23 protein-coding genes are annotated in these 22,691 nt (G+C 56.6%); 20 read left to right on the top strand and 3 right to left on the bottom strand.

The window, feature by feature from the left end; genetic code table 11:
* Positions 1–3 precede the first annotated feature (3 nt).
* The 3 genes from recF to dnaA are packed head-to-tail and all read right to left on the bottom strand — an operon-like array spanning position 4 to position 3,791.
* Positions 4–1,107: a DNA replication/repair protein RecF gene (gene recF / locus ACYZTX_RS01580; protein WP_462032662.1), complete on the bottom strand. Its 1,104-nt coding sequence runs from the start codon at positions 1,105–1,107 to the stop codon at positions 4–6.
* Positions 1,108–1,127: 20 nt separating this feature from the next.
* Positions 1,128–2,231 (bottom strand): DNA polymerase III subunit beta, encoded by a 1,104-nt coding sequence (dnaN, locus tag ACYZTX_RS01575; RefSeq protein WP_461967456.1) that lies wholly within the window; start codon positions 2,229–2,231, stop codon positions 1,128–1,130.
* 39 nt (positions 2,232–2,270) lie between these two features.
* Entirely contained in the window at positions 2,271–3,791 is a 1,521-nt protein-coding gene (gene dnaA, locus ACYZTX_RS01570) for a chromosomal replication initiator protein DnaA (protein WP_462032661.1), read from the bottom strand.
* 568 nt (positions 3,792–4,359) lie between these two features.
* On the opposite strand from dnaA, the gene rpmH reads away from it, so the two are divergent.
* The 20 genes from rpmH (at position 4,360) to ACYZTX_RS01470 (ending at position 22,691) form a co-directional block, all read left to right on the top strand.
* On the top strand, positions 4,360–4,494 hold the full coding sequence (rpmH, locus tag ACYZTX_RS01565) for a 50S ribosomal protein L34 (protein ID WP_003213577.1): 135 nt from the start codon (positions 4,360–4,362) through the stop codon (positions 4,492–4,494).
* A 16-nt stretch (positions 4,495–4,510) separates the two neighbouring features.
* Positions 4,511–4,912, top strand: a complete 402-nt coding sequence (rnpA, locus tag ACYZTX_RS01560; RefSeq protein ID WP_027926203.1) for a ribonuclease P protein component — start codon at positions 4,511–4,513, stop codon at positions 4,910–4,912.
* Positions 4,905–5,150, top strand: coding sequence for a membrane protein insertion efficiency factor YidD (yidD, locus tag ACYZTX_RS01555; RefSeq protein WP_074872215.1), 246 nt, complete (start codon positions 4,905–4,907; stop codon positions 5,148–5,150). Before rnpA ends, yidD begins: the two co-directional genes overlap by 8 nt.
* Positions 5,151–5,152: 2 nt before the next feature.
* A complete protein-coding gene (gene yidC / locus ACYZTX_RS01550; protein ID WP_462032660.1) occupies positions 5,153–6,838 on the top strand; it encodes a membrane protein insertase YidC in 1,686 nt (561 codons plus the stop codon).
* Between the two features lie 79 nt (positions 6,839–6,917).
* Positions 6,918–8,288, top strand: a complete 1,371-nt coding sequence (gene mnmE / locus ACYZTX_RS01545; protein ID WP_462032659.1) for a tRNA uridine-5-carboxymethylaminomethyl(34) synthesis GTPase MnmE — start codon at positions 6,918–6,920, stop codon at positions 8,286–8,288.
* A gap of 550 nt (positions 8,289–8,838) precedes the next feature.
* Positions 8,839–10,731 carry a tRNA uridine-5-carboxymethylaminomethyl(34) synthesis enzyme MnmG gene (mnmG, locus tag ACYZTX_RS01540; protein ID WP_462032658.1) on the top strand — a complete coding sequence of 631 codons (1,893 nt, stop codon included), beginning with the start codon at positions 8,839–8,841 and terminating at the stop codon, positions 10,729–10,731.
* Positions 10,728–11,372: a 16S rRNA (guanine(527)-N(7))-methyltransferase RsmG gene (gene rsmG, locus ACYZTX_RS01535; protein WP_462032657.1), complete on the top strand. Its 645-nt coding sequence runs from the start codon at positions 10,728–10,730 to the stop codon at positions 11,370–11,372. Before mnmG ends, rsmG begins: the two co-directional genes overlap by 4 nt.
* Before the next feature lie 18 nt (positions 11,373–11,390).
* On the top strand, positions 11,391–12,188 hold the full coding sequence (locus ACYZTX_RS01530) for a ParA family protein (RefSeq protein ID WP_462032656.1): 798 nt from the start codon (positions 11,391–11,393) through the stop codon (positions 12,186–12,188).
* A gap of 9 nt (positions 12,189–12,197) precedes the next feature.
* Positions 12,198–13,070, top strand: a complete 873-nt coding sequence (locus ACYZTX_RS01525) for a ParB/RepB/Spo0J family partition protein (protein ID WP_129439758.1) — start codon at positions 12,198–12,200, stop codon at positions 13,068–13,070.
* 148 nt (positions 13,071–13,218) lie between these two features.
* A complete protein-coding gene (locus ACYZTX_RS01520) occupies positions 13,219–13,626 on the top strand; it encodes a F0F1 ATP synthase subunit I (protein ID WP_007948092.1) in 408 nt (135 codons plus the stop codon).
* A gap of 16 nt (positions 13,627–13,642) precedes the next feature.
* Complete coding sequence (atpB, locus tag ACYZTX_RS01515; protein ID WP_131059034.1) at positions 13,643–14,512, top strand: F0F1 ATP synthase subunit A; 870 nt, start codon at positions 13,643–13,645, stop codon at positions 14,510–14,512.
* Positions 14,513–14,645: 133 nt separating this feature from the next.
* Positions 14,646–14,903 carry a F0F1 ATP synthase subunit C gene (gene atpE / locus ACYZTX_RS01510; protein WP_002555987.1) on the top strand — a complete coding sequence of 86 codons (258 nt, stop codon included), beginning with the start codon at positions 14,646–14,648 and terminating at the stop codon, positions 14,901–14,903.
* 56 nt (positions 14,904–14,959) lie between these two features.
* The gene (locus ACYZTX_RS01505; protein ID WP_008027535.1) at positions 14,960–15,430 is read left to right on the top strand and encodes a F0F1 ATP synthase subunit B; all 471 of its coding nucleotides are present in this window, start codon (positions 14,960–14,962) and stop codon (positions 15,428–15,430) included.
* Positions 15,431–15,442: 12 nt separating this feature from the next.
* Positions 15,443–15,979, top strand: a complete 537-nt coding sequence (locus tag ACYZTX_RS01500; RefSeq protein WP_150582363.1) for a F0F1 ATP synthase subunit delta — start codon at positions 15,443–15,445, stop codon at positions 15,977–15,979.
* Positions 15,980–16,000: 21 nt separating this feature from the next.
* Positions 16,001–17,545: a F0F1 ATP synthase subunit alpha gene (atpA, locus tag ACYZTX_RS01495; protein WP_150711443.1), complete on the top strand. Its 1,545-nt coding sequence runs from the start codon at positions 16,001–16,003 to the stop codon at positions 17,543–17,545.
* A 50-nt stretch (positions 17,546–17,595) separates the two neighbouring features.
* Positions 17,596–18,456 carry a F0F1 ATP synthase subunit gamma gene (gene atpG / locus ACYZTX_RS01490; RefSeq protein ID WP_283182329.1) on the top strand — a complete coding sequence of 287 codons (861 nt, stop codon included), beginning with the start codon at positions 17,596–17,598 and terminating at the stop codon, positions 18,454–18,456.
* A gap of 27 nt (positions 18,457–18,483) precedes the next feature.
* Complete coding sequence (atpD, locus tag ACYZTX_RS01485) at positions 18,484–19,863, top strand: F0F1 ATP synthase subunit beta (protein ID WP_150630634.1); 1,380 nt, start codon at positions 18,484–18,486, stop codon at positions 19,861–19,863.
* A 45-nt stretch (positions 19,864–19,908) separates the two neighbouring features.
* Entirely contained in the window at positions 19,909–20,334 is a 426-nt protein-coding gene (locus tag ACYZTX_RS01480; protein ID WP_131059030.1) for a F0F1 ATP synthase subunit epsilon, read from the top strand.
* 115 nt (positions 20,335–20,449) lie between these two features.
* Entirely contained in the window at positions 20,450–21,817 is a 1,368-nt protein-coding gene (glmU, locus tag ACYZTX_RS01475) for a bifunctional UDP-N-acetylglucosamine diphosphorylase/glucosamine-1-phosphate N-acetyltransferase GlmU (protein WP_462032655.1), read from the top strand.
* Positions 21,818–21,914: 97 nt separating this feature from the next.
* Positions 21,915–22,691 carry a DeoR/GlpR family DNA-binding transcription regulator gene (locus ACYZTX_RS01470; protein ID WP_462032654.1) on the top strand — a complete coding sequence of 259 codons (777 nt, stop codon included), beginning with the start codon at positions 21,915–21,917 and terminating at the stop codon, positions 22,689–22,691.

Genomic DNA, 22,691 nt, shown 5'->3' with positions numbered 1-22,691 from the left:
CCTTCACTCCCGATGGTCGTGGGTCTGGGTGATACGGCCCTGTTCCACGTGGAACAGAGCGACTGGCGTTTCCGTCTGCCAGCCTTCCCTCAATAATTCGTGATCTACACAGGTAATAAACACCTGGCAGCGTAAGTCTTCCAGCAAGCGGCAAAGCGCGCGACGGTGGTGCTCGTCCAGTTCGGACGGCAGGTCATCCACCAGATAAATACACTGGCCGCGCCGGGCCTGGCTGACCAAGTGCCCTTGGGCAATCCGCAAAGCACAGACCACTAGCTTCTGCTGACCGCGGGACAAGATGTCCGCGGCATTGTGTGCGCCCAATCTAAGACGCAAATCAGCACGCTGTGGTCCGGCCTGGGTATGACCCATTTGCTGATCGCGCTGAAGGGACCCGGCGAGCACTGCACTCAGCTCGCGGTCTTTGTCCCAACCTCGGTAATAACTGAGCGTTAAGCCCTCGAGCTCAACCAGTTCGCTCAAGGTCTGTTCAAAGACTGGTTTCAAGGCTTTGATATAAGCGCGGCGGTATTCATCTATTTCAGCGCTAGCCTGGCACAGTTCCCTGTCCCAAACCGCTTGCGAAACGGCGTCAAGTGTACCATGCCGCAGCCAAGAGTTTCTCTGGCGCAGGGCCTTCTGCAACCGCTGCCAGGTGGACATGAACCGTGGTTCCACGTGGAACACGCCCCAGTCGAGAAACTGCCTGCGTATCTTCGGCGCGCCTTCCAGCAAGCGGAAGCTGTCGGGGTTAATCAACTGCAACGGCAGGATTTCCGCCAGTTGCGCCGCGCTGCGGGCGTTCTGCCCGTCGATGCGGATCTGGAACTCCCCTTGGCGGTCGCGGGAGATCCCCAAGGCGCTGTGCCCGCCCTCGGCTAATTCAACCTGACCAAACACCGTGCATGCCAATTGCTCGTACTGAATGACCGGCAGAAGACGGCTGCTACGAAACGAACGGGCAAGCCCCAGCAGATGAATGGCTTCCAGAACACTGGTTTTGCCGCTGCCGTTGGCGCCGTAAAGAATGTTGATTCGGGGGGAGGGGGAGAAGGTCACCGGGTGCAGATTGCGCACCGCGGTGACCGTGAGGCGACTTAAGGACATCTAGCTTCTGCTGAGCATGATTACAGACGCATCGGCATAACAACGTAGGCCGAGTCGTCGTTGTCGGACTCTTGCACCAGCGCACTGCTGTTGGAGTCGGACAGGATCAGACGAACCTGCTCGGTGGTCATCACACCCAGCACGTCGAGCAAGTAGCTCACGTTGAAACCGATTTCCAGATTGCCGCCGTTGTATTCAACACCCACTTCTTCTTCCGCTTCTTCCTGCTCCGGGTTGTTCGCCTGAATCTTCAGCTGACCGTTAGCCAGTTGCAGACGAATGCCGCGGTACTTCTCGTTGGACAGAATCGCGGTACGACTGAAGGCTTCACGCAGGGCCTGGCGATCGCCGAGTACCAGTTTGTCGCCGCCTTTAGGCAGGACGCGCTCGTAGTCAGGGAATTTGCCATCGACCAGTTTCGAGGTGAAGGTGAATTCGCCAGTGGTGGCGCGGATATGGTGTTGACCCAGCACGATGCTGACAAGGCCATCAGGTTCGGTCAGCAGGCGCGCCAGTTCGAGAATACCTTTGCGTGGAACGATGACCTGATGTCGATCCGGCTGACCGATATCGGCCTGCATCGAGCACATGGCCAGGCGGTGACCGTCAGTGGCCACGGCACGGATGATGCCAGCCGAGACTTCCAGCAACATGCCGTTGAGGTAGTAACGCACGTCCTGCTGGGCCATCGCGAAGCTGGTGCGTTCGATCAGGCGACGCAGTTTGCTTTGCTCAAGGCTGCACGTCAGTGAGCCTGGGCCTTCTTCCACCGTAGGGAAGTCATTGGCCGGGAGGGTCGACAGGGTGAAGCGGCTACGGCCGGCCTTCACCACGAGTTTCTGCTCATCGACCTTGATGTCGATCAGCGCGTCGTTCGGCAAGCTCTTGCAGATGTCCATCAGCTTGCGCGCAGGCACAGTGATGGAACCTGGATCGGCAGGCTCTTCGAGTTGTACACGACCGACCAGCTCGACTTCCAGGTCGGTACCGGTCAGCGACAGTTGCTGGCCTTCGACAACCAGCAGCACGTTGGAGAGCACCGGCAAGGTCTGTCGGCGCTCGACGACGCCTGCGACCAGTTGCAGGGGTTTCAACAGGGCTTCGCGTTGAATGGTGAAATGCATGGTCTAGTCCCTTGCCTTAATAAGCTGCGCTGGTGTTCATCAAGTGGTCAGTGTACGCAGCAGGTTCTTGTAGTCCTCGCGGATGTCCGCGTCGGATTCCTTAAGTTCGTTGATCTTGCGGCAGGCGTGCAAAACCGTCGTGTGGTCTCGGCCACCAAACACGTCGCCGATTTCCGGCAGGCTGTGGTTGGTCAGTTCTTTGGACAAAGCCATGGCGACCTGACGCGGACGGGCTACCGAGCGCGAACGACGTTTGGACAACAAGTCGGAGATCTTGATCTTGTAGTACTCAGCGACAGTGCGCTGAATGTTATCCACAGAGACCAGTTTATCTTGCAGTGCCAACAGATCTTTCAGGGATTCGCGAATCAGCTCGATGGTGATGTCGCGGCCCATGAAGTGCGAGTGAGCGATCACACGTTTGAGCGCGCCTTCCAGCTCACGGACGTTGGAACGAATACGCTGGGCGATGAAGAACGCCGCGTCATGGGGCAGATCGACTTTGGCCTGATCGGCCTTTTTCATCAGGATCGCCACACGGGTTTCCAGCTCCGGCGGCTCGACGGCGACCGTCAGGCCCCAACCGAAACGAGATTTGAGACGTTCTTCGAGGCCTTCGATTTCTTTCGGGTAGCGGTCACTGGTAAGAATGACCTGCTGGCCACCTTCAAGCAGGGCGTTGAAGGTGTGGAAAAATTCTTCCTGGGAACGTTCCTTGCGGGCGAAGAACTGAATGTCATCGATCAACAACGCATCCACCGAACGGTAGAAGCGCTTGAACTCGTTGATTGCGTTCAGCTGCAGGGCCTTGACCATGTCGGCCACGAACCGCTCGGAATGCAGGTACACGACCTTGGCGTTCGGATTCTTCTTTAATAGGTGGTTACCCACGGCGTGCATCAAGTGGGTTTTACCCAAGCCGACGCCACCATAAAGAAAGAGCGGGTTGTAACCGTGCTTGGGGTTGTCCGCCACTTGCCAGGCCGCAGCCCGTGCCAGTTGGTTGGACTTGCCCTCGACGAAGTTTTCGAAGGTGAAGGTGCGGTTCAGGTAGCTGGTGTGCTTGAGCGCGCCTTCGACCTGCACCGTACGCTGTTCGGCGCGAATCGGTGCCTGTTGCGAACTGGCTCCGGCCATCGGGTCGAAGCTGTCACGCGAAGGCTCTTCATTAACCTCGGCAATCTTTTGCGTCGAACGCTTGGCCGGGGCGGCAACCGAGGATGGCGCCGGAGCGCTCACGGGTGCTTGAGCGGCCTGAGCCTGTGAGGCAGCGGCGGCCAAGGGAGCATTCGGGGCGGCACGCGGTGCCGAACTGCGTTTGCTGCCTATTAATAAGGAAAGCGCCGGCGCTGTGCCATTGCCATGCTCATCCAGCAGTTCAAGTACGCGGCCCAGGTACTTTTCGTTGACCCAATCGAGAACAAAACGATTCGGTGCGTAAACACGCAACTCGTCGCCTTCGGCTTCGACCTGTAGTGGACGGATCCAAGTGTTGAATTGTTGGGCAGGCAGCTCATCGCGCAAAAGCTCCACGCACTGCTGCCAAAGTTCCACTGACACGGATATCCCCTAAGTTGAAAGCCGGTGAGGCAAAAACAAGACGCCATTGTAGCCGACCAGACGCCGACTTATCCACACGAAGGTTGTTCACTGCCCAAGAAGAATCAGTGCGTTATACGAAAAAAAGACGACCAGTGGTCTGTGCATAAGCTCTGTGGATAACCGGGTCTAAGGTCGTTGTACAAGTGGGGGGGAAACTCGGTGGATAACCCTGCTGTGGATAAGTAGCCCTTTCACACACAGCTTATCCGATAGCGCAGCACAGGCTGAACACTGTTTTCCACTGTAGTTGTCATTCTCTGTACATCACGTCTTTAAAGGGCTAATGGCAGTTATCCACAGAGGATCGCGCCCCTAGCTTTTATAAGCTTTACAGAAAAGCTTTAAATACTTTCCTTTCTAATTTCTATATCTAGCGAAGGACCTCGGGCAGGAAAAACGTCTGGAGATCTATTTATAAGGAAACGCTGGTTGGAAATTGACCTAGAGGCTTGCTTTCTCTAGAATCCCCGGTCTCTTAAAACGGGGGCCATTCCGGCCCGTTGTGGACGAACCAGGTAACACGACAATGAAACGTACTTTCCAACCAAGCACTATCAAACGCGCTCGTACCCACGGTTTCCGTGCTCGCATGGCTACCAAAAACGGTCGCGCCGTCCTGTCGCGTCGTCGCGCCAAAGGTCGTGCGCGTCTGGCAGTTTGATAATCCGGCACTGGAGGTGAGTCAGGACTTCAGTCGGGAAAAGCGTCTGCTTACTCCCCGGCATTTCAAGGCAGTCTTTGACTCCCCTACCGGCAAGGTTCCGGGGAAAAATCTCCTGCTCCTTGCGCGCAACAACGATCTTGATCACCCCCGTCTCGGGTTGGTTATCGGGAAAAAGAGCGTAAAGCTCTCCGTCGAGCGCAATCGCCTCAAACGTCTGATGCGCGAATCGTTCCGTCTGCACCAGGATTCACTGGTCGGCTGGGACATTGTTATCGTCGCGCGCAAAGGTTTGGGGGACGTAGAAAACCCCGAATTGATTCAGCATTTCGGCAAACTCTGGAAGCGTCTGGCACGCAGCACGCCAGTACCAGCAGTCAAAACCGAAACTGTAGGGGTAGACAGTCCCGATGCGTAAACTGGCACTCGTTCCGATCCAGTTTTATCGCTATGCCATTAGTCCTCTGATGGCCAGTCACTGTCGTTTCTACCCCAGTTGTTCCTGCTACGCGTATGAAGCCATAGAAAATCATGGCCTTCTGCGCGGTGGCTGGCTGGCCTTTCGTCGTTTAGGTCGCTGTCATCCGTGGAATCCCGGTGGTTATGACCCGGTTCCATCTATCCCTACCTCCCGTTCTTCTTCGATGGCCGAGTAATCATGGATATCAAACGCACGATCCTGATCGTCGCCCTGGCAATCGTGACCTACGTTATGGTTCTTAAATGGAACCAGGACTATGGCCAGGCTGCCCTGCCGACTCAGAATGTTGCTTCCAGTACTACCGCACCGGGTCTACCGGATACGGCGACTGGCAATAATGCTTCTGTCAGTGACGACATTCCACGCGCCGCAAGCGATACCACTGCAACTGCACCCGCTGAAACGCCAGTGGCTGCAAGCAAAGACCTCATCCAGATCAAAACGGATGTGCTCAACCTGGCTATCGATCCACAAGGTGGCGATGTTGCCCAGTTGACGTTGCCGCTGTATCCACGCCGCCAGGACCATCCGGACATTCCATTCCAGCTGTTCGATAACGGCAACGAACGGACTTATCTGGCCCAGAGCGGTTTGATCGGCTCCAACGGTCCTGACGCAAGTCCTGCCGGTCGTCCGGTTTATTCCTCGGAGAAGAAAGTTTACCAACTGGCTGACGGTCAGGACCAATTGGTCGTAGACCTGAAGTTCAGCAAGGACGGCGTCAACTACATCAAGCGTTTCACCGTGAAACGTGGCTTGTATGACGTAACCGTTTCCTACCAGATCGACAACCAGAGCGCTCAGCCCTGGTCCGGTGCAATGTTTGCGCAGTTGAAGCGTGACGCCAGCTCCGATCCTTCTTCCAGCACGGCCACCGGCACCGCGACTTACTTGGGCGCCGCCCTGTGGACAAGTAACGAGCCGTACAAGAAAGTGTCGATGAGCGACATGGACAAGGCTCAGCTGAAAGAAACCGTGAACGGTGGTTGGGTTGCCTGGTTGCAGCACTACTTCGTGACCGCGTGGATTCCGGCGAAGGGCGAAAACAACGTCGTCCAGACCCGTAAAGACAGCAAAGGCAACTACATCATCGGTTACACCGGCCCGGCAATGACCGCCGCGCCGGGTGCAAAAGCCGAAACAAGCGCCGTTCTGTACGCCGGCCCGAAAAGCCAGGCTGTATTGAAAGAGTTGTCCCCAGGTCTGGAATTGACCGTCGACTACGGCATTCTGTGGTTCATCGCCCAGCCAATCTTCTGGCTGCTGCAACATATCCACGCGCTGATCGGCAACTGGGGCTGGTCAATCATCTTCCTGACCATGCTGATCAAAGGGATATTCTTCCCGCTGTCGGCAGCCAGCTACAAATCCATGGCCCGCATGCGTGCAGTGGCACCGAAACTGGCTGCGCTGAAAGAGCAACATGGCGACGACCGGCAGAAAATGTCGCAAGCCATGATGGAGCTGTACAAGAAAGAGAAAATCAATCCCCTGGGTGGTTGCTTGCCAATCCTCGTGCAGATGCCGGTTTTCCTCTCCCTGTACTGGGTGCTGCTGGAAAGCGTTGAAATGCGCCAAGCGCCGTTCATGCTGTGGATTACTGACCTGTCGATCAAGGATCCGTTCTTCATTCTGCCGATCATCATGGGTGCAACCATGTTCATCCAGCAGCAGTTGAACCCGACACCTCCGGATCCGATGCAGGCCAAGGTGATGAAGATGATGCCAATCATCTTCACCTTCTTCTTCCTGTGGTTCCCGGCTGGTCTGGTGCTGTATTGGGTAGTGAACAACTGCCTGTCGATCGCCCAACAGTGGTACATCACTCGTAAAGTCGAAGCGGCTACCAAAGCAGCTGCCTGATTTACACTGTGAATAACCACTCAAAACGCCCCCTAGTGGGGCGTTTTGCTATCTGTCACTTTTGTCTGGATAACGGTTTATGAGCGTTCCTCGTGAAACCATTGCAGCCGTCGCCACCGCTCAAGGTCGCGGCGGTGTGGGTATCGTCCGTATTTCCGGGCCGCTGGCGAGCGTTGCCGCCAAAGCCTTCAGCGGTCGTGAACTCAAGCCGCGATTCGCCCATTACGGCCCATTTCTCAGTGAAAACGATGAGGTTCTGGATCAAGGCATCGCATTGTATTTTCCGGGCCCGAACTCATTCACCGGCGAAGATGTGCTGGAACTCCAGGGCCATGGCGGTCCGGTAGTTCTGGATATGCTGCTTCAGCGTTGCCTGGAACTGGGCTGTCGGTTGGCCCGGCCGGGTGAATTCAGCGAGCGTGCATTCCTCAACGACAAACTCGACCTGGCTCAGGCCGAAGCCATTGCCGACTTGATCGAGGCGAGTTCTGCACAGGCTGCACGAAATGCCCTGCGTTCCTTGCAGGGCGCATTTTCCGAGCGTGTGCATAACCTCACCGAGCAACTGATTGGCCTGCGCATCTATGTCGAAGCGGCTATCGACTTCCCGGAAGAAGAAATCGACTTTCTTGCCGATGGCCATGTACTGAGCATGCTCGACAAAGTGCGTGACGAGTTATCCACCGTACTACGGGAAGCCGGACAGGGTGCCTTGCTGCGTGACGGGATGACCGTGGTGATCGCTGGTCGGCCGAATGCCGGTAAATCCAGCTTGTTGAATGCCCTGGCAGGACGAGAAGCAGCGATCGTGACCGAGATTGCCGGCACTACCCGGGACATTCTTCGTGAACATATCCACATCGATGGCATGCCGCTGCACGTGGTCGACACCGCAGGTCTGCGCGATACCGAAGACCAGGTAGAAAAAATCGGCGTCGAACGGGCGTTGAAAGCGATCGGCGAGGCTGATCGCGTGCTGTTGGTGGTCGATGCTACCGCTCCTGAGGCGCTTGATCCGTTCGCGTTATGGCCGGAATTCCTGGAAGTCCGTCCGGATCCGGCGAAAGTCACGCTGATCCGTAACAAGGCTGACCTCACGGGCGAAGCCATTGCACTGGATATCAGCGAGGATGGCCATGTCACCATCAGCCTGAGCGCCAAGTCTGCCGGTGAAGGGCTGGAATTGCTACGCGACCACCTCAAGGCCTGCATGGGCTACGAACAGACCTCGGAGAGCAGCTTCAGCGCTCGCAGGCGTCACCTTGACGCGTTACGTCATGCCAGTGCGTCCCTCGAGCACGGCCGTGCGCAGCTGACGTTGGCCGGTGCCGGTGAACTGCTGGCCGAAGATTTACGCCAGGCTCAGCACTCTTTGGGTGAAATCACCGGTGCATTCAGCTCCGATGACCTGTTGGGACGAATCTTTTCCAGCTTCTGTATCGGTAAATAGTCCTTCCGTTATTCACAGACAGGCCATTCGTGCCTGTCTGTTCCTTCCTTTTTTTAAATTCTCTCCCAATGCCAGGCAGATTCTTTCTGCTTGTGTCGATTTTCCGTGTCCAGGATTTGCCTATTCTGCGTTTTTCTGTGGATTAAGCCCTGTGAATAACTGCCACTAAGGGCAGTTGATAACAGGGCCTCAAAACTGAAGATAACCGTGCTTGTGGATAACAAGCCCTTTCATCCACAGGCTTAAACCGGTTATCCAAGGGCCTCCTTGGTACATGACCACAGGGTTTTGATTCTCTGTACATATTGAATATAAAGGCCTATAGCGATCTATCCACAGAAATTGGCTTCAGTAGAAATAAACATAAAAACAAAGATTTAATAAATTTCTCTCTTTTTAATTTCTATAACCGCGACTTCTCCACAGCTGGTTGAATTTTGTGCAAAGGGTTCTTTAGGAAGGGCGAAGTCCCTATACTTGCCGCCCAGGTCCAAAAACCTGAGCTCAAACTATTCCTGATTACCTAACTGAAGCAGGCACGAGGTGCGTGGTGGATTTCCCTTCCCGTTTTGAAGTGATCGTCATCGGCGGCGGTCATGCCGGTACCGAGGCAGCACTGGCCTCAGCACGTATGGGTGCAAAAACCCTGTTGCTGACGCATAACGTGGAAACCCTCGGTGCCATGAGTTGCAACCCCGCTATTGGTGGAATCGGCAAAAGTCACCTGGTCAAGGAAATCGACGCCCTTGGCGGCGCGATGGCCATGGCTACCGACAAAGGTGGTATTCAGTTTCGCGTGTTGAACAGCCGTAAAGGCCCGGCCGTGCGAGCGACTCGCGCTCAGGCTGATCGGGTTCTGTACAAGGCCGCTGTCCGCGAAGCCCTGGAAAACCAGCCGAACCTGTGGATATTTCAACAAGCCGCCGATGACCTGATCGTCGAACAGGAACAAGTGCGCGGTGTTGTCACCCAAATGGGCCTGCGTTTCCTCGCGGACTCGGTGGTGTTGACCACTGGCACCTTCCTCGGCGGACTTATCCACATCGGCATGCAGAATTTTTCCGGAGGCCGTGCCGGTGATCCGCCGTCGATCGCCCTGGCTCACCGCTTGCGTGAATTGCCACTGCGCGTTGGTCGCCTGAAAACCGGCACACCACCGCGTATCGACGGTCGTTCTGTGGATTTCTCGGTGATGACCGAGCAAGCCGGCGATACACCGATCCCGGTGATGTCGTTCATGGGTTCCAAAGAGCAGCATCCGAAACAGGTCAGCTGCTGGATTACCCACACCAACGCCCGCACCCACGAAATCATTGCCGCCAACCTTGATCGTTCGCCGATGTATTCCGGTGTGATCGAAGGTATCGGCCCGCGTTACTGCCCGTCGATCGAAGACAAGATCCATCGCTTTGCCGACAAGGAAAGCCATCAGGTCTTCATCGAGCCGGAAGGCCTGACGACCAACGAGCTGTACCCGAACGGGATATCCACATCCCTGCCATTCGACGTGCAACTGCAGATCGTGCAATCGATCCGCGGCATGGAAAATGCGCACATCGTTCGTCCGGGTTACGCCATCGAGTACGATTACTTCGACCCGCGAGACCTGAAGTACAACCTGGAAACCAAAGTTATCGGCGGTCTGTTCTTCGCCGGGCAAATCAACGGCACCACCGGTTACGAAGAAGCCGGTGCCCAGGGTTTGCTGGCCGGGGCCAACGCCGCACTGCGTGCTCAGGGCAAAGATGCCTGGTGCCCGCGTCGCGACGAGGCGTACATCGGGGTGTTGGTCGACGACCTGATTACCCTGGGTACCCAGGAACCGTATCGGATGTTCACGTCCCGCGCCGAATATCGCCTGATCCTGCGCGAAGATAACGCCGACCTGCGCTTGACCGAAAAAGGTCGCGAACTGGGTCTGGTGGACGACGCGCGTTGGGCTGCGTTCTGCACCAAACGTGAAAGCATCACGCTGGAAGAGCAACGCCTGAAAAGTACCTGGGTTCGCCCAGGTACCGAGCAGGGCGATGCGATTTCCGAGAAATTCGGTACGCCGCTGACCCACGAATACAACTTGCTCAATCTGCTGAGCCGTCCGGAAATCGACTACGCTGGCCTGATCGCCGTGACCGGCGGGGGCGCAGAAGACCCGCAAGTCGCCGAGCAGGTCGAAATCAAGACCAAATACGCCGGTTACATCGATCGCCAGCAGGATGAAATCGCACGGCTGCGGGCCAGCGAAGACACAAAACTGCCTGTGGATATCGATTACACGAATATTTCCGGTCTCTCCAAAGAGATCCAGAGCAAGCTCGGTGCGACTCGTCCAGAGACCCTGGGCCAGGCGTCGCGTATCCCGGGCGTGACGCCAGCAGCGATTTCGCTGTTGATGATTCATTTGAAAAAACGCGGCGCGGGCCGTCAGTTGGAGCAAAGCGCTTGAGTTCGTTGGTCACCTCGCAACACGCAGAAGAGTTATCCACAGGTGCTCGCCAGCTCGGTGTCACACTGACAGAATCCCAGCATGCGCAGCTGCTGGGTTATCTGGCCCTGTTGATCAAATGGAACAAGGCGTACAACCTGACCGCCGTACGCGATCCGGACGAGATGGTTTCCCGTCACTTGCTCGATAGTTTGAGCGTGATGTCGTTCGTCGAAAACGGCCGCTGGCTTGACGTGGGCAGCGGTGGTGGCATGCCGGGTATCCCGATGGCCATCCTGTTTCCAGAGTCCCAAGTGACCTGCCTGGACAGCAACGGCAAGAAAACCCGCTTCCTGACTCAGGTCAAACTCGAACTCAAACTGGATAACCTTCAAGTTATCCACAGTCGCGTCGAAGCCTTCCAGCCTGCACAGCCATTCAACGGGATCATTTCCCGGGCATTCAGCAGCATGGAGAACTTCAGCAACTGGACTCGCCACCTCGGCGACGCCGATACGCGTTGGCTGGCAATGAAGGGCGTTCATCCGGCCGATGAGCTGGTAGCATTGCCGGCAGACTTCCACCTCGATAGCGAACACGCCCTGGCCGTACCCGGTTGCCAAGGCCAACGCCATCTGCTGATACTGCGCCGCACGGCATGATTGGGAACACAAGCAAGAATGGCTAAGGTATTCGCGATAGCGAACCAAAAGGGTGGAGTGGGCAAGACCACCACCTGCATCAACCTCGCAGCTTCCCTGGTCGCTACCAAGCGTCGGGTGCTGTTGATCGATCTCGATCCACAGGGCAACGCCACCATGGGTAGCGGTGTGGATAAACACGGCCTGGAAAACTCGGTCTACGACCTGCTGATCGGCGAATGCGATCTGGCCCAGGCCATGCACTACTCCGAGCACGGTGGTTACCAACTGCTGCCGGCCAACCGTGACTTGACCGCGGCCGAAGTGGTTCTGCTGGAAATGCAGATGAAGGAAAGTCGCCTGCGCAGTGCGTTGGCGCCGATCCGTGAAAACTACGATTACATTTTGATCGACTGCCCGCCGTCGCTGTCGATGCTCACGCTTAACGCACTGGTGGCGGCTGACGGGGTGATTATCCCCATGCAGTGCGAGTACTTCGCGCTCGAAGGCTTGAGCGACCTTGTGGATAACATCAAGCGCATCGCAGAACTGCTGAACCCGAACCTGAAAGTCGAAGGCCTGTTGCGGACCATGTATGACCCGCGCCTGAGCCTGATGAACGATGTTTCGGCGCAGCTCAAGGAACACTTCGGCGAGCAGCTCTACGACACGGTGATTCCGCGCAACATTCGCCTGGCCGAAGCGCCAAGCTATGGCATGCCGGCGCTGGCGTACGACAAATCATCTCGGGGCGCCATTGCCTATCTGGCATTGGCCGGCGAGATGGTTCGCCGTCAACGCAAAAACTCACGCACCGCTGCTGTTCAGGCAACTTAAGGAATCCCCATGGCCGTCAAGAAACGAGGTCTCGGACGTGGACTGGATGCACTGCTGAGTGGTCCGACTGTCAGCTCGCTGGAAGAACAAGCGGTGCAGGCAGATCAGCGTGAGCTGCAGCACCTGCCCCTGGACCTGATCCAGCGCGGCAAGTACCAGCCGCGTCGGGACATGGACCCACAGGCGCTGGAAGAGCTGGCACAGTCGATCAAGGCTCAGGGCGTGATGCAACCGATCGTGGTTCGACCGATCGGTAGCGGTCGCTTCGAAATCATCGCCGGCGAACGCCGTTGGCGCGCCAGCCAGCAGGCTGGCCAGGAAACCATCCCGGCAATGGTTCGCGATGTACCGGATGAAACCGCGATCGCGATGGCACTGATCGAGAACATCCAGCGCGAAGACCTCAATCCGATCGAAGAAGCGGTGGCCTTGCAGCGTTTGCAGCAGGAATTCCAGCTGACTCAGCAACAAGTGGCCGAAGCGGTGGGCAAATCCCGCGTGACCGTGGCCAACCTGCTACGCTTGATCGCGTTGCCGGAAGTCATCAAAACCATGCTGTCCCACGGCGACCTGGAAATGGGTCATGCCCGTGCTTTGCTCGGTTTGCCGGAGAATCAACAGGTTGAAGGGGCGCGACACGTTGTCGCACGGGGGCTGACTGTGCGCCAGACTGAAGCACTGGTACGCCAGTGGTTGAGCGGCAAACACGAACCTGCTGAACCGGTAAAGCAGGACCCTGATATTGCGCGACTCGAACAGCGTCTGGCCGAGCGCCTAGGCTCTGCGGTGCAGATCCGCCACGGTAAAAAGGGGAAGGGGCAGTTGGTGATCGGTTACAACTCCCTCGATGAGCTTCAAGGTGTACTTGCGCACATTCGCTGAAACATTTCCTCATGTAGCGTGCAGTCGGAAATCACTACCTGCCAGTTGAATAGGGGCAGAACCGCCCCTATACTCTGCGCGCATTTTGTCGGCACAAATTATGCCAAGTTATTGAATTCTGGCAGCCGATCATTGGGGAGCAAAATCGATGGAGAGCCGCACGCCAAACCGCTTGCCGTTCCATCGCCTGGCAGTTTTTCCGGTATTACTGGCTCAATTTGTCGTATTGGTACTGGCCGCTTTGGCGCTTTGGTACTGGCATGGAGTCGTAGCCGGGTATTCAGGACTTTGCGGAGGCCTGATAGCCTTGCTGCCCAATGTTTATTTCGCTCACAGGGCATTTCGGTTTTCCGGCGCCCGAGCAGCTCAAGCCATCGTCCGGTCTTTTTATGCCGGCGAGGCGGGCAAACTGATTTTGACGGCAGTGCTCTTTGCATTGACGTTTGCAGGTGTGAAGCCATTGGCGCCGCTAGCTGTATTCGGCGTCTTCGTGTTGACCCAACTGGTCAGCTGGTTCGCGCCCCTGCTGATGAGAACAAGACTTTCGAGACCTTAGGGCGTTTGAGGCAACCATGGCAGAAACAACCGCTTCGGGCTATATCCAGCACCACTTGCAGAACCTGACCTTCGGTCAGCATCCAACCGGCGGGTGGGGTTTTGCCCACACCGCAGCAGAAGCCAAAGAAATGGGCTTCTGGGCTTTCCACGTCGATACTCTCGGCTGGTCGGTCGCGTTGGGCCTGATTTTCGTTCTTCTTTTCCGCATGGCGGCAAAGAAGGCGACTACGGGTGTACCTGGTGCTTTGCAGAACTTCGTTGAAGTATTGGTCGAATTCGTCGATGGCAGCGTGAAAGACAGCTTCCATGGCCGTAGCCCGGTGATTGCACCGTTGGCACTGACCATCTTCGTCTGGGTCTTCCTGATGAACGCCGTCGACCTGATACCGGTCGACTGGATTCCTCAGTTGGCCATCCTGATCACTGGCGATGCGCACATTCCGTTCCGTGCCGTATCGACCACTGACCCGAACGCTACCCTGGGCATGGCCCTGTCGGTGTTCGCGTTGATCATTTTCTACAGCATCAAGGTCAAGGGCATCGGCGGCTTCATCGGCGAACTGACCCTGCACCCTTTCGGTAGCAAGAACATTTTCCTGCAAGCGCTGCTGATTCCGGTGAACTTCCTGCTGGAGTTCGTGACACTGATTGCCAAGCCAATCTCTCTGGCACTGCGTCTGTTCGGCAACATGTACGCCGGCGAACTGGTCTTCATTCTGATCGCTGTGATGTTCGGCAGCGGTCTGCTCTGGCTTAGCGGCCTGGGTGTAGTTCTGCAGTGGGCGTGGGCTGTGTTCCACATCCTTATCATCACCCTGCAGGCGTTTATCTTCATGATGCTGACCATCGTTTACCTGTCGATGGCGCACGAAGAGAACCATTAAGACCAGTCTCGACTGGTCTGATGTCCCACTCGGTCAAACGAGTGGGTGCCCGAACAGGGCTATGAAACGATTTGTTCTACCGCTTTAAAATCTAAAAAACCTAAACCATACGACGTAAAAGTCGGGAGGAAAGATGGAAACTGTAGTTGGTCTAACCGCTATCGCTGTTGCACTGTTGATCGGCCTGGGCGCACTGGGTACCGCAATTGGTTTCGGCCTGTTGGGTGGCAAGTTCCTGGAAGGCGCAGCGCGTCAGCCAGAGATGGTTCCAATGCTGCAAGTTAAAATGTTCATCGTTGCCGGTCTGCTCGACGCCGTCACCATGATCGGTGTTGGTATCGCTCTGTTCTTCACCTTCGCGAACCCATTCGTTGGTCAACTCGCTGGCTGATTACTCGAACCTTCGAGTAATTGGTTTGATGTGCAACGAACGAGCGAGGTGTTGGCGTGAACATTAATGCAACCCTGATTGGCCAGTCCGTTGCGTTCTTCATTTTTGTACTGTTTTGCATGAAGTTCGTGTGGCCTCCGGTCATCGCGGCTTTGCACGAACGTCAGAAGAAGATCGCGGATGGATTGGACGCTGCCGCCCGAGCAGCTCGCGACCTGGAGTTGGCCCAAGATAAAGCGGGTCAACAACTGCGCGAAGCTAAAGCTCAGGCAGCCGAAATCATTGAGCAAGCCAAGAAACGCGGTAATCAGATCGTCGAAGAGGCTGTTGAAAAAGCCCGTATCGACGCTGACCGTGTGAAGGTTCAGGCTCAGGCCGAGATCGAGCAGGAGCTGAACAGTGTCAAAGACGCGCTGCGTGCCCAATTGGGTGCTCTGGCCGTTGGCGGCGCCGAGAAGATCCTGGGTGCCACAATCGATCAAAACGCGCACGCGGAGCTGGTAAACAAACTGGCTGCTGAAATTTAAGCGAGGGCGATCATGGCAGAATTGACCACGTTGGCCCGACCTTACGCTAAGGCAGCCTTCGAGCACGCCCAGGCCCACCAGCAACTGGCCTCTTGGTCAGCCATGCTCGGCCTGGCTGCAGCAGTGTCGCAAGACGACACTATGCAGCGCGTGCTCAAGGCCCCGCGACTGACGAGCGCAGACAAGGCCGCCACGTTTATTGACGTGTGCGGCGACAAGTTTGATGTGAAGGTACAGAACTTCATCAACGTCGTTGCCGAAAACGACCGTCTCCCGCTGTTGCCGGAGATCGCCGCTCTGTTTGACCTGTACAAGGCCGAACAAGAGAAATCGGTAGACGTTGAAGTGACCAGTGCTTTTGCATTGAACCAAGAACAGCAAGACAAACTCGCCAAGGTTCTCAGTGCACGACTCAACCGGGAAGTGCGCCTGCAAGTCGAGGAAGACAAATCCCTTATTGGGGGCATTGTCATCCGCGCCGGCGACCTGGTAATCGATGGCTCGGTTCGCGGCAAACTCGCGAACCTTGCCGAAGCATTGAAATCTTGAGTTTGAAGGGGCAGCAGAGCAATGCAGCAACTCAATCCTTCCGAAATAAGTGAAATTATCAAGGGCCGCATCGACAAGCTCGATGTGACCTCCCAAGCCCGTAACGAAGGCACTGTCGTCAGCGTATCTGACGGTATCGTGCGGATTCACGGTCTGGCCGACGTAATGTACGGCGAGATGATCGAGTTTCCGGGCGGCGTCTTCGGTATGGCTCTCAACCTGGAGCAAGACTCTGTAGGTGCCGTTGTATTGGGCTCTTATCAGTCTCTGGCTGAAGGCATGAGCGCCAAGTGCACCGGCCGCATCCTCGAAGTTCCGGTTGGTAAGGAACTGCTGGGTCGCGTAGTCGACGCACTGGGTAACCCTGTTGACGGCAAAGGTCCGCTGAACAACACCGAGACCGATGCGGTCGAGAAAGTTGCTCCAGGCGTGATCTGGCGTAAGTCGGTAGACCAGCCTGTACAGACTGGCTACAAGGCTGTCGATGCCATGATCCCTGTCGGCCGTGGCCAGCGTGAGCTGATCATCGGTGACCGTCAGATCGGTAAAACCGCTCTGGCGATCGACGCGATCATCAACCAGAAGAACAGCGGTATTTTCTGCGTCTACGTAGCGATCGGTCAGAAACAATCGACCATCGCTAACGTTGTTCGCAAGCTGGAAGAAAACGGCGCACTGGCTAACACCATCGTCGTGGCCGCGAGCGCTTCGGAATCTGCAGCACTGCAATTCCTGGCACCGTACTCCGGTTGCACCATGGGTGAATTCTTCCGCGACCGCGGTGAAGACGCGCTGATCGTTTATGACGATCTGTCCAAGCAAGCAGTGGCTTACCGCCAGATTTCCCTGCTGCTGCGCCGTCCACCAGGCCGTGAAGCTTACCCAGGCGACGTGTTCTATCTCCACTCCCGTCTGCTGGAGCGCGCATCCCGCGTTTCGGAAGAGTACGTAGAGAAGTTCACCAACGGCGCAGTGACCGGCAAAACCGGTTCCCTGACCGCACTGCCGATCATCGAAACCCAGGCTGGCGACGTTTCCGCGTTCGTTCCGACCAACGTGATTTCCATCACCGACGGTCAGATCTTCCTGGAATCGGCCATGTTCAACTCCGGGATCCGTCCTGCTGTGAACGCCGGTGTTTCGGTATCCCGTGTGGGTGGTGCCGCTCAGACCAAGATCATCAAGAAGCTCTCCGGTGGTATCCGTACCGCTCTGGCTCAGTACCGTGAACTGGCGGCATTCGCCCAGTTCGCTTCTGACCTGGACGAAGCGACCCGTAAGCAACTTGAGCATGGTCAGCGCGTTACCGAGCTGATGAAGCAGAAGCAATACGCACCAATGTCGATCGCTGACATGGCGCTGTCGCTGTATGCCGCTGAGCGTGGGTTCCTGACTGACGTTGAAATCGCCAAGATCGGCAGCTTCGAACAAGCGCTGATTGCTTTCTTCAACCGCGATCACGCCGATTTGATGGCGAAGATCAACGTGAAGGGTGACTTCAATGACGAAATCGACGCTGGCCTGAAAGCCGGTATCGAGAAGTTCAAGGCCACCCAAACCTGGTAAGCCGCAGCGGGAGCCGCAAGGCTCCCGCTTGCTAACCTGATAGGTGTTACATGGCAGGCGCAAAAGAGATTCGCAGTAAGATTGCGAGCATCAAAAGCACGCAAAAGATTACCAGCGCCATGGAAAAAGTGGCGGTCAGTAAAATGCGCAAGGCACAAATGCGCATGGCTGCTAGCCGTCCTTACGCGGAGCGCATCCGCCAGGTTATTGGTCATTTGGCCAACGCTAACCCGGAATATCGCCACCCCTTCATGATCGAGCGAGAAATCAAGCGCGTCGGTTATGTCGTAGTGAGCAGTGACCGTGGTTTGTGTGGTGGCTTGAACACCAACCTGTTCAAGGCCTTGGTCAAGGACATGGCGGTAAACCGCGATAACGGCGTCGAGATTGATCTGTGTGTTGTTGGTAGCAAGGGTGCGGCTTTCTTCCGCAACTTCGGCGGTAACGTCGTTGCAGCTATCAGCCACCTGGGTGAAGAGCCGTCGATCAATGATCTGATTGGCAGCGTCAAGGTGATGCTGGATGCCTACCTGGACGGCCGTATTGATCGCCTGTCCGTGGTGTCCAACAAGTTCATCAACACCATGACGCAACAGCCTACTGTGGAGCAGTTGATTCCACTGGAGGCAACCGCGGATCAATCACTCAAGCATCACTGGGACTATCTCTACGAACCGGATGCCAAAGAGCTGCTTGACGGCTTGATGGTCCGCTACGTTGAGTCGCAGGTCTACCAGGCGGTGGTCGAGAACAACGCGGCTGAACAGGCTGCGCGGATGATCGCGATGAAGAACGCTACCGACAACGCCGGTGATTTGATCAGCGATTTGCAGCTGGTCTACAACAAGGCGCGTCAGGCTGCGATCACCCAAGAGATCTCGGAAATCGTCGGCGGCGCTGCCGCGGTTTAACGGTTCAAATATTCAGAGGATCCAGCTATGAGTAGCGGACGTATCGTTCAAATCATCGGCGCCGTTATCGACGTGGAATTTCCACGCGACAGCGTACCGAGCATCTACAACGCTTTGAGTGTAAAAAGCGATGCAGGCACCACCCTGGAAGTTCAGCAGCAGCTGGGCGACGGCGTGGTTCGTACCATTGCGATGGGTTCCACCGAAGGCTTGAAGCGCGGTCTGGAAGTCACCGACTCTGGCGCAGCCATCTCCGTACCGGTCGGTAAAGCGACCCTGGGCCGGATCATGGACGTTCTGGGTAACCCGATCGACGAAGCTGGCCCGATCGACACCGAAGAGCGTTGGGGCATTCACCGTCCTGCGCCAACCTTCGCTGAACAAGCGGGCGGCAACGACCTGCTGGAAACCGGCATCAAGGTTATCGACCTGGTTTGCCCGTTCGCCAAGGGTGGTAAAGTTGGTCTGTTCGGTGGTGCCGGTGTAGGCAAAACCGTAAACATGATGGAACTGATCCGTAACATCGCCATCGAGCACAGCGGTTATTCCGTGTTCGCCGGTGTGGGTGAGCGTACTCGTGAGGGTAACGACTTCTACCACGAGATGAAGGACTCCAACGTTCTGGACAAAGTGGCACTGGTTTACGGTCAGATGAACGAGCCGCCGGGTAACCGTCTGCGCGTAGCACTGACTGGCCTGACCATGGCCGAGAAGTTCCGTGACGAAGGTAACGACGTTCTGTTGTTCGTCGACAACATCTATCGTTACACCCTGGCCGGTACTGAAGTATCCGCACTGCTGGGCCGTATGCCTTCCGCAGTAGGTTACCAGCCGACCCTGGCCGAAGAGATGGGTACTCTGCAAGAGCGTATCACTTCGACCAAAAACGGTTCGATCACCTCGATCCAGGCGGTATACGTACCGGCGGATGACTTGACTGACCCGTCGCCAGCGACCACCTTCGCCCACTTGGACGCCACCGTCGTTCTGTCCCGTGACATCGCTTCCCTGGGTATCTACCCAGCGGTCGATCCACTGGACTCGACTTCGCGTCAGCTGGACCCGAACGTGATCGGTCAGGACCACTACGACACCGCTCGCGGCGTACAGTATGTTCTGCAACGTTACAAAGAACTGAAGGACATCATTGCGATCCTGGGTATGGACGAGCTGTCGGAAACCGACAAGCAGTTGGTAAACCGTGCTCGTAAGATCCAGCGTTTCTTGTCGCAACCGTTCTTCGTGGCTGAAGTCTTCACCGGTGCTTCGGGTAAATACGTTTCCCTGAAAGACACCATTGCTGGCTTCAAAGGCATCCTCAACGGTGACTACGACCACCTGCCAGAACAAGCGTTCTACATGGTCGGCGGCATCGAAGAAGCGATCGAGAAAGCCAAGAAACTGTAATCCCGGCGCCCGGCAACGGGCGCTAATTTAGGTTGAGGCAATCAGATGGCTATGACAGTCCATTGCGATATCGTCAGCGCGGAAGGGGAAATCTTTTCCGGCCTGGTCGAGATGGTGGTTGCGCACGGTGCACTGGGTGATCTTGGTATCGCCCTGGGTCACGCGCCGCTGATCACTAATCTCAAACCGGGCCCGATCCGCCTGGTCAAGCAGGGCGGGGAAGAGGAGGTGTTTTACATCTCCGGTGGTTTCCTCGAGGTTCAGCCGAACATGGTCAAGGTGCTTGCCGACACTGTGCAACGCGCTGCCGACCTGGACGAAGCCTCCGCTCAGGAAGCCGTTAAGGCTGCCGAGAAGGCCTTGCATGACCGTGGTGCAGAATTCGATTACGGTTCTGCTGCCGCACGTCTGGCCGAGGCTGCAGCTCAGCTGCGCACCGTCCAGCAGATCCGCAAGAAGTTCGGCCACTAATAGGCCCTACTTGTTGTGCGATTGATTAAAAAGGGTAGCCTCGGCTACCCTTTTTTCTTTTCCGACATTCATAACCTGGTCGCAGCCGCTGACCAGCCAGGATTGGTAGCCAGTCATGTCTTTAGAAATCGTTATCCTCGCTGCTGGCCAGGGCACTCGCATGCGTTCGGCGTTGCCGAAAGTTCTGCACCCGATTGCCGGCAACTCGATGCTCGGCCATGTTATCCACAGCGCCCGGCAACTTGATCCACAGCGCATCCACGTCGTGATCGGCCATGGCGCCGATGCCGTGCGTGAGCGTCTGGCGGCGGATGATCTGAATTTCGTCCTGCAGGACAAACAACTCGGAACCGGTCATGCGGTGGCGCAGGCCGTGCCGTTCATCAAGTCCGACACGGTGCTGATTCTCTACGGTGACGTGCCGCTGATTGAAGTCGAAACCCTGCAGCGTTTGCTGAAGAAAGTGGCGCCGCAACAACTGGGTTTGCTCACCGTTGAACTGGACGATCCAACCGGCTACGGCCGCATCGTCCGTGACGCGGCTGGAAAGGTCACCGCTATCGTCGAGCAGAAAGACGCCAACGAAGCTGAACGCGCAATCACCGAGGGCAACACCGGCATTCTGGCGCTGCCTTTCGAACGTCTTGGCGACTGGATGAGCCGCCTCTCGAACAACAATGCCCAGGGCGAGTATTACCTGACTGACGTGATCGCCATGGCGGTCAGCGACGGAATGGTGGTAGCGACCGAACAACCCCACGATGCAATGGAAGTGCAGGGTGCTAACGATCGCAAGCAGCTTGCCGAGCTTGAGCGTCACTATCAGCTGCGCGCCGGTCGTCGTTTGATGGCTCAGGGCGTGACCCTGCGTGACCCGGCTCGTTTTGATGTGCGCGGTGAAGTCACCGTCGGCCGCGACGTACTGATCGACATCAACGTGATCCTCGAAGGCAAGGTCGTTATTGAGGACGACGTGGTCATTGGCCCGAACTGTGTGATCAAGGACAGCACCCTGCGCAAAGGCGTGGTGATCAAGGCCAACAGCCACATCGAAGGCGCGATCCTCGGTGAAGGCAGCGATGCCGGTCCATTCGCTCGTTTGCGCCCAGGCACAGTCCTTGAAGCGCGCGCGCATGTGGGTAACTTCGTTGAGTTGAAAAACGCTCATTTGGGCGAGGGCGCCAAGGCCGGTCACCTGACTTACCTGGGGGATGCGGAGGTTGGTGCGCGTACCAACATCGGGGCCGGCACCATCACCTGCAATTACGACGGCGCCAACAAATGGAAAACCGTGTTGGGTGAAGATGTGTTCATCGGCTCCAACAACTCGTTGGTCGCGCCTGTGGATATCTCTGCGGGTGCAACGACTGCGGCAGGTTCGACCATTACCCAAAATGTGGATAACGCTCAGTTGGCGGTAGGCCGAGCGCGGCAGAAGAACATCGACGGCTGGAAGCGGCCGGAGAAGATCAAGAAGAGCTGAGTTATCCACAGCTCTTTTTATCGCCCCACGCTTGACGAAGTTTCGCCGATAGGTTTTGATTGCTTCCGTTATCTTTCGAATCGAAACTTACCAAGCCATGTCGAAACGCAATACACCTCAACGCCGTCACAATATCCTCGCCTTGCTCAATGAGCAGGGCGAAGTCAGTGTGGATGAGCTGGCCAAGCGCTTCGAAACTTCGGAAGTTACGATCCGCAAGGACCTCGCGGCGCTTGAGAGCAACGGACTGCTGCTGCGCCGTTATGGCGGAGCGATCACCATGCCTCAAGAGCTGGTGGCCGACATTGGTCAGCCGGTGTCCAAATACAAGCAGGCAATCGCCCGCGCCGCCGTTACGCGGATTCGCGAGCATGCGCGGATCATCGTCGATAGCGGCAGCACCACGGCGGCGATGATTCCGGAACTCGGCCAACAACCGGGTCTGGTGGTGATGACCAATTCCCTGCATGTCGCCAATGCCTTGAGCGAGCTCGAGCATGAGCCGGTGCTGTTGATGACCGGCGGCACCTGGGACCCGCATTCCGAGTCCTTTCAGGGGCAGGTGGCCGAGCAGGTACTACGCTCTTACGACTTTGATCAGTTGTTCATTGGTGCCGATGGCATCGATTTGATTCGCGGCACAACCACCTTCAACGAACTGCTGGGATTGAGCCGGGTCATGGCTGAAGTCGCCCGCGAAGTGGTGGTCATGGTCGAGGCCGACAAAATCGGCCGCAAGATTCCCAACCTGGAACTGCCCTGGAGCAGCGTCCATACCCTTATTACCGATGATCGCCTGCCGCTTGCGGCACGGGATCAGATTCAGGCCCGCGGAATCAATTTGATCCTCGCGGCTGTCAGTCAGGAGAAATAG

Source organism: Pseudomonas sp. MDT1-17, from assembly GCF_054898105.1.
This window is presented reverse-complemented; position numbering and strand designations above follow the sequence as displayed.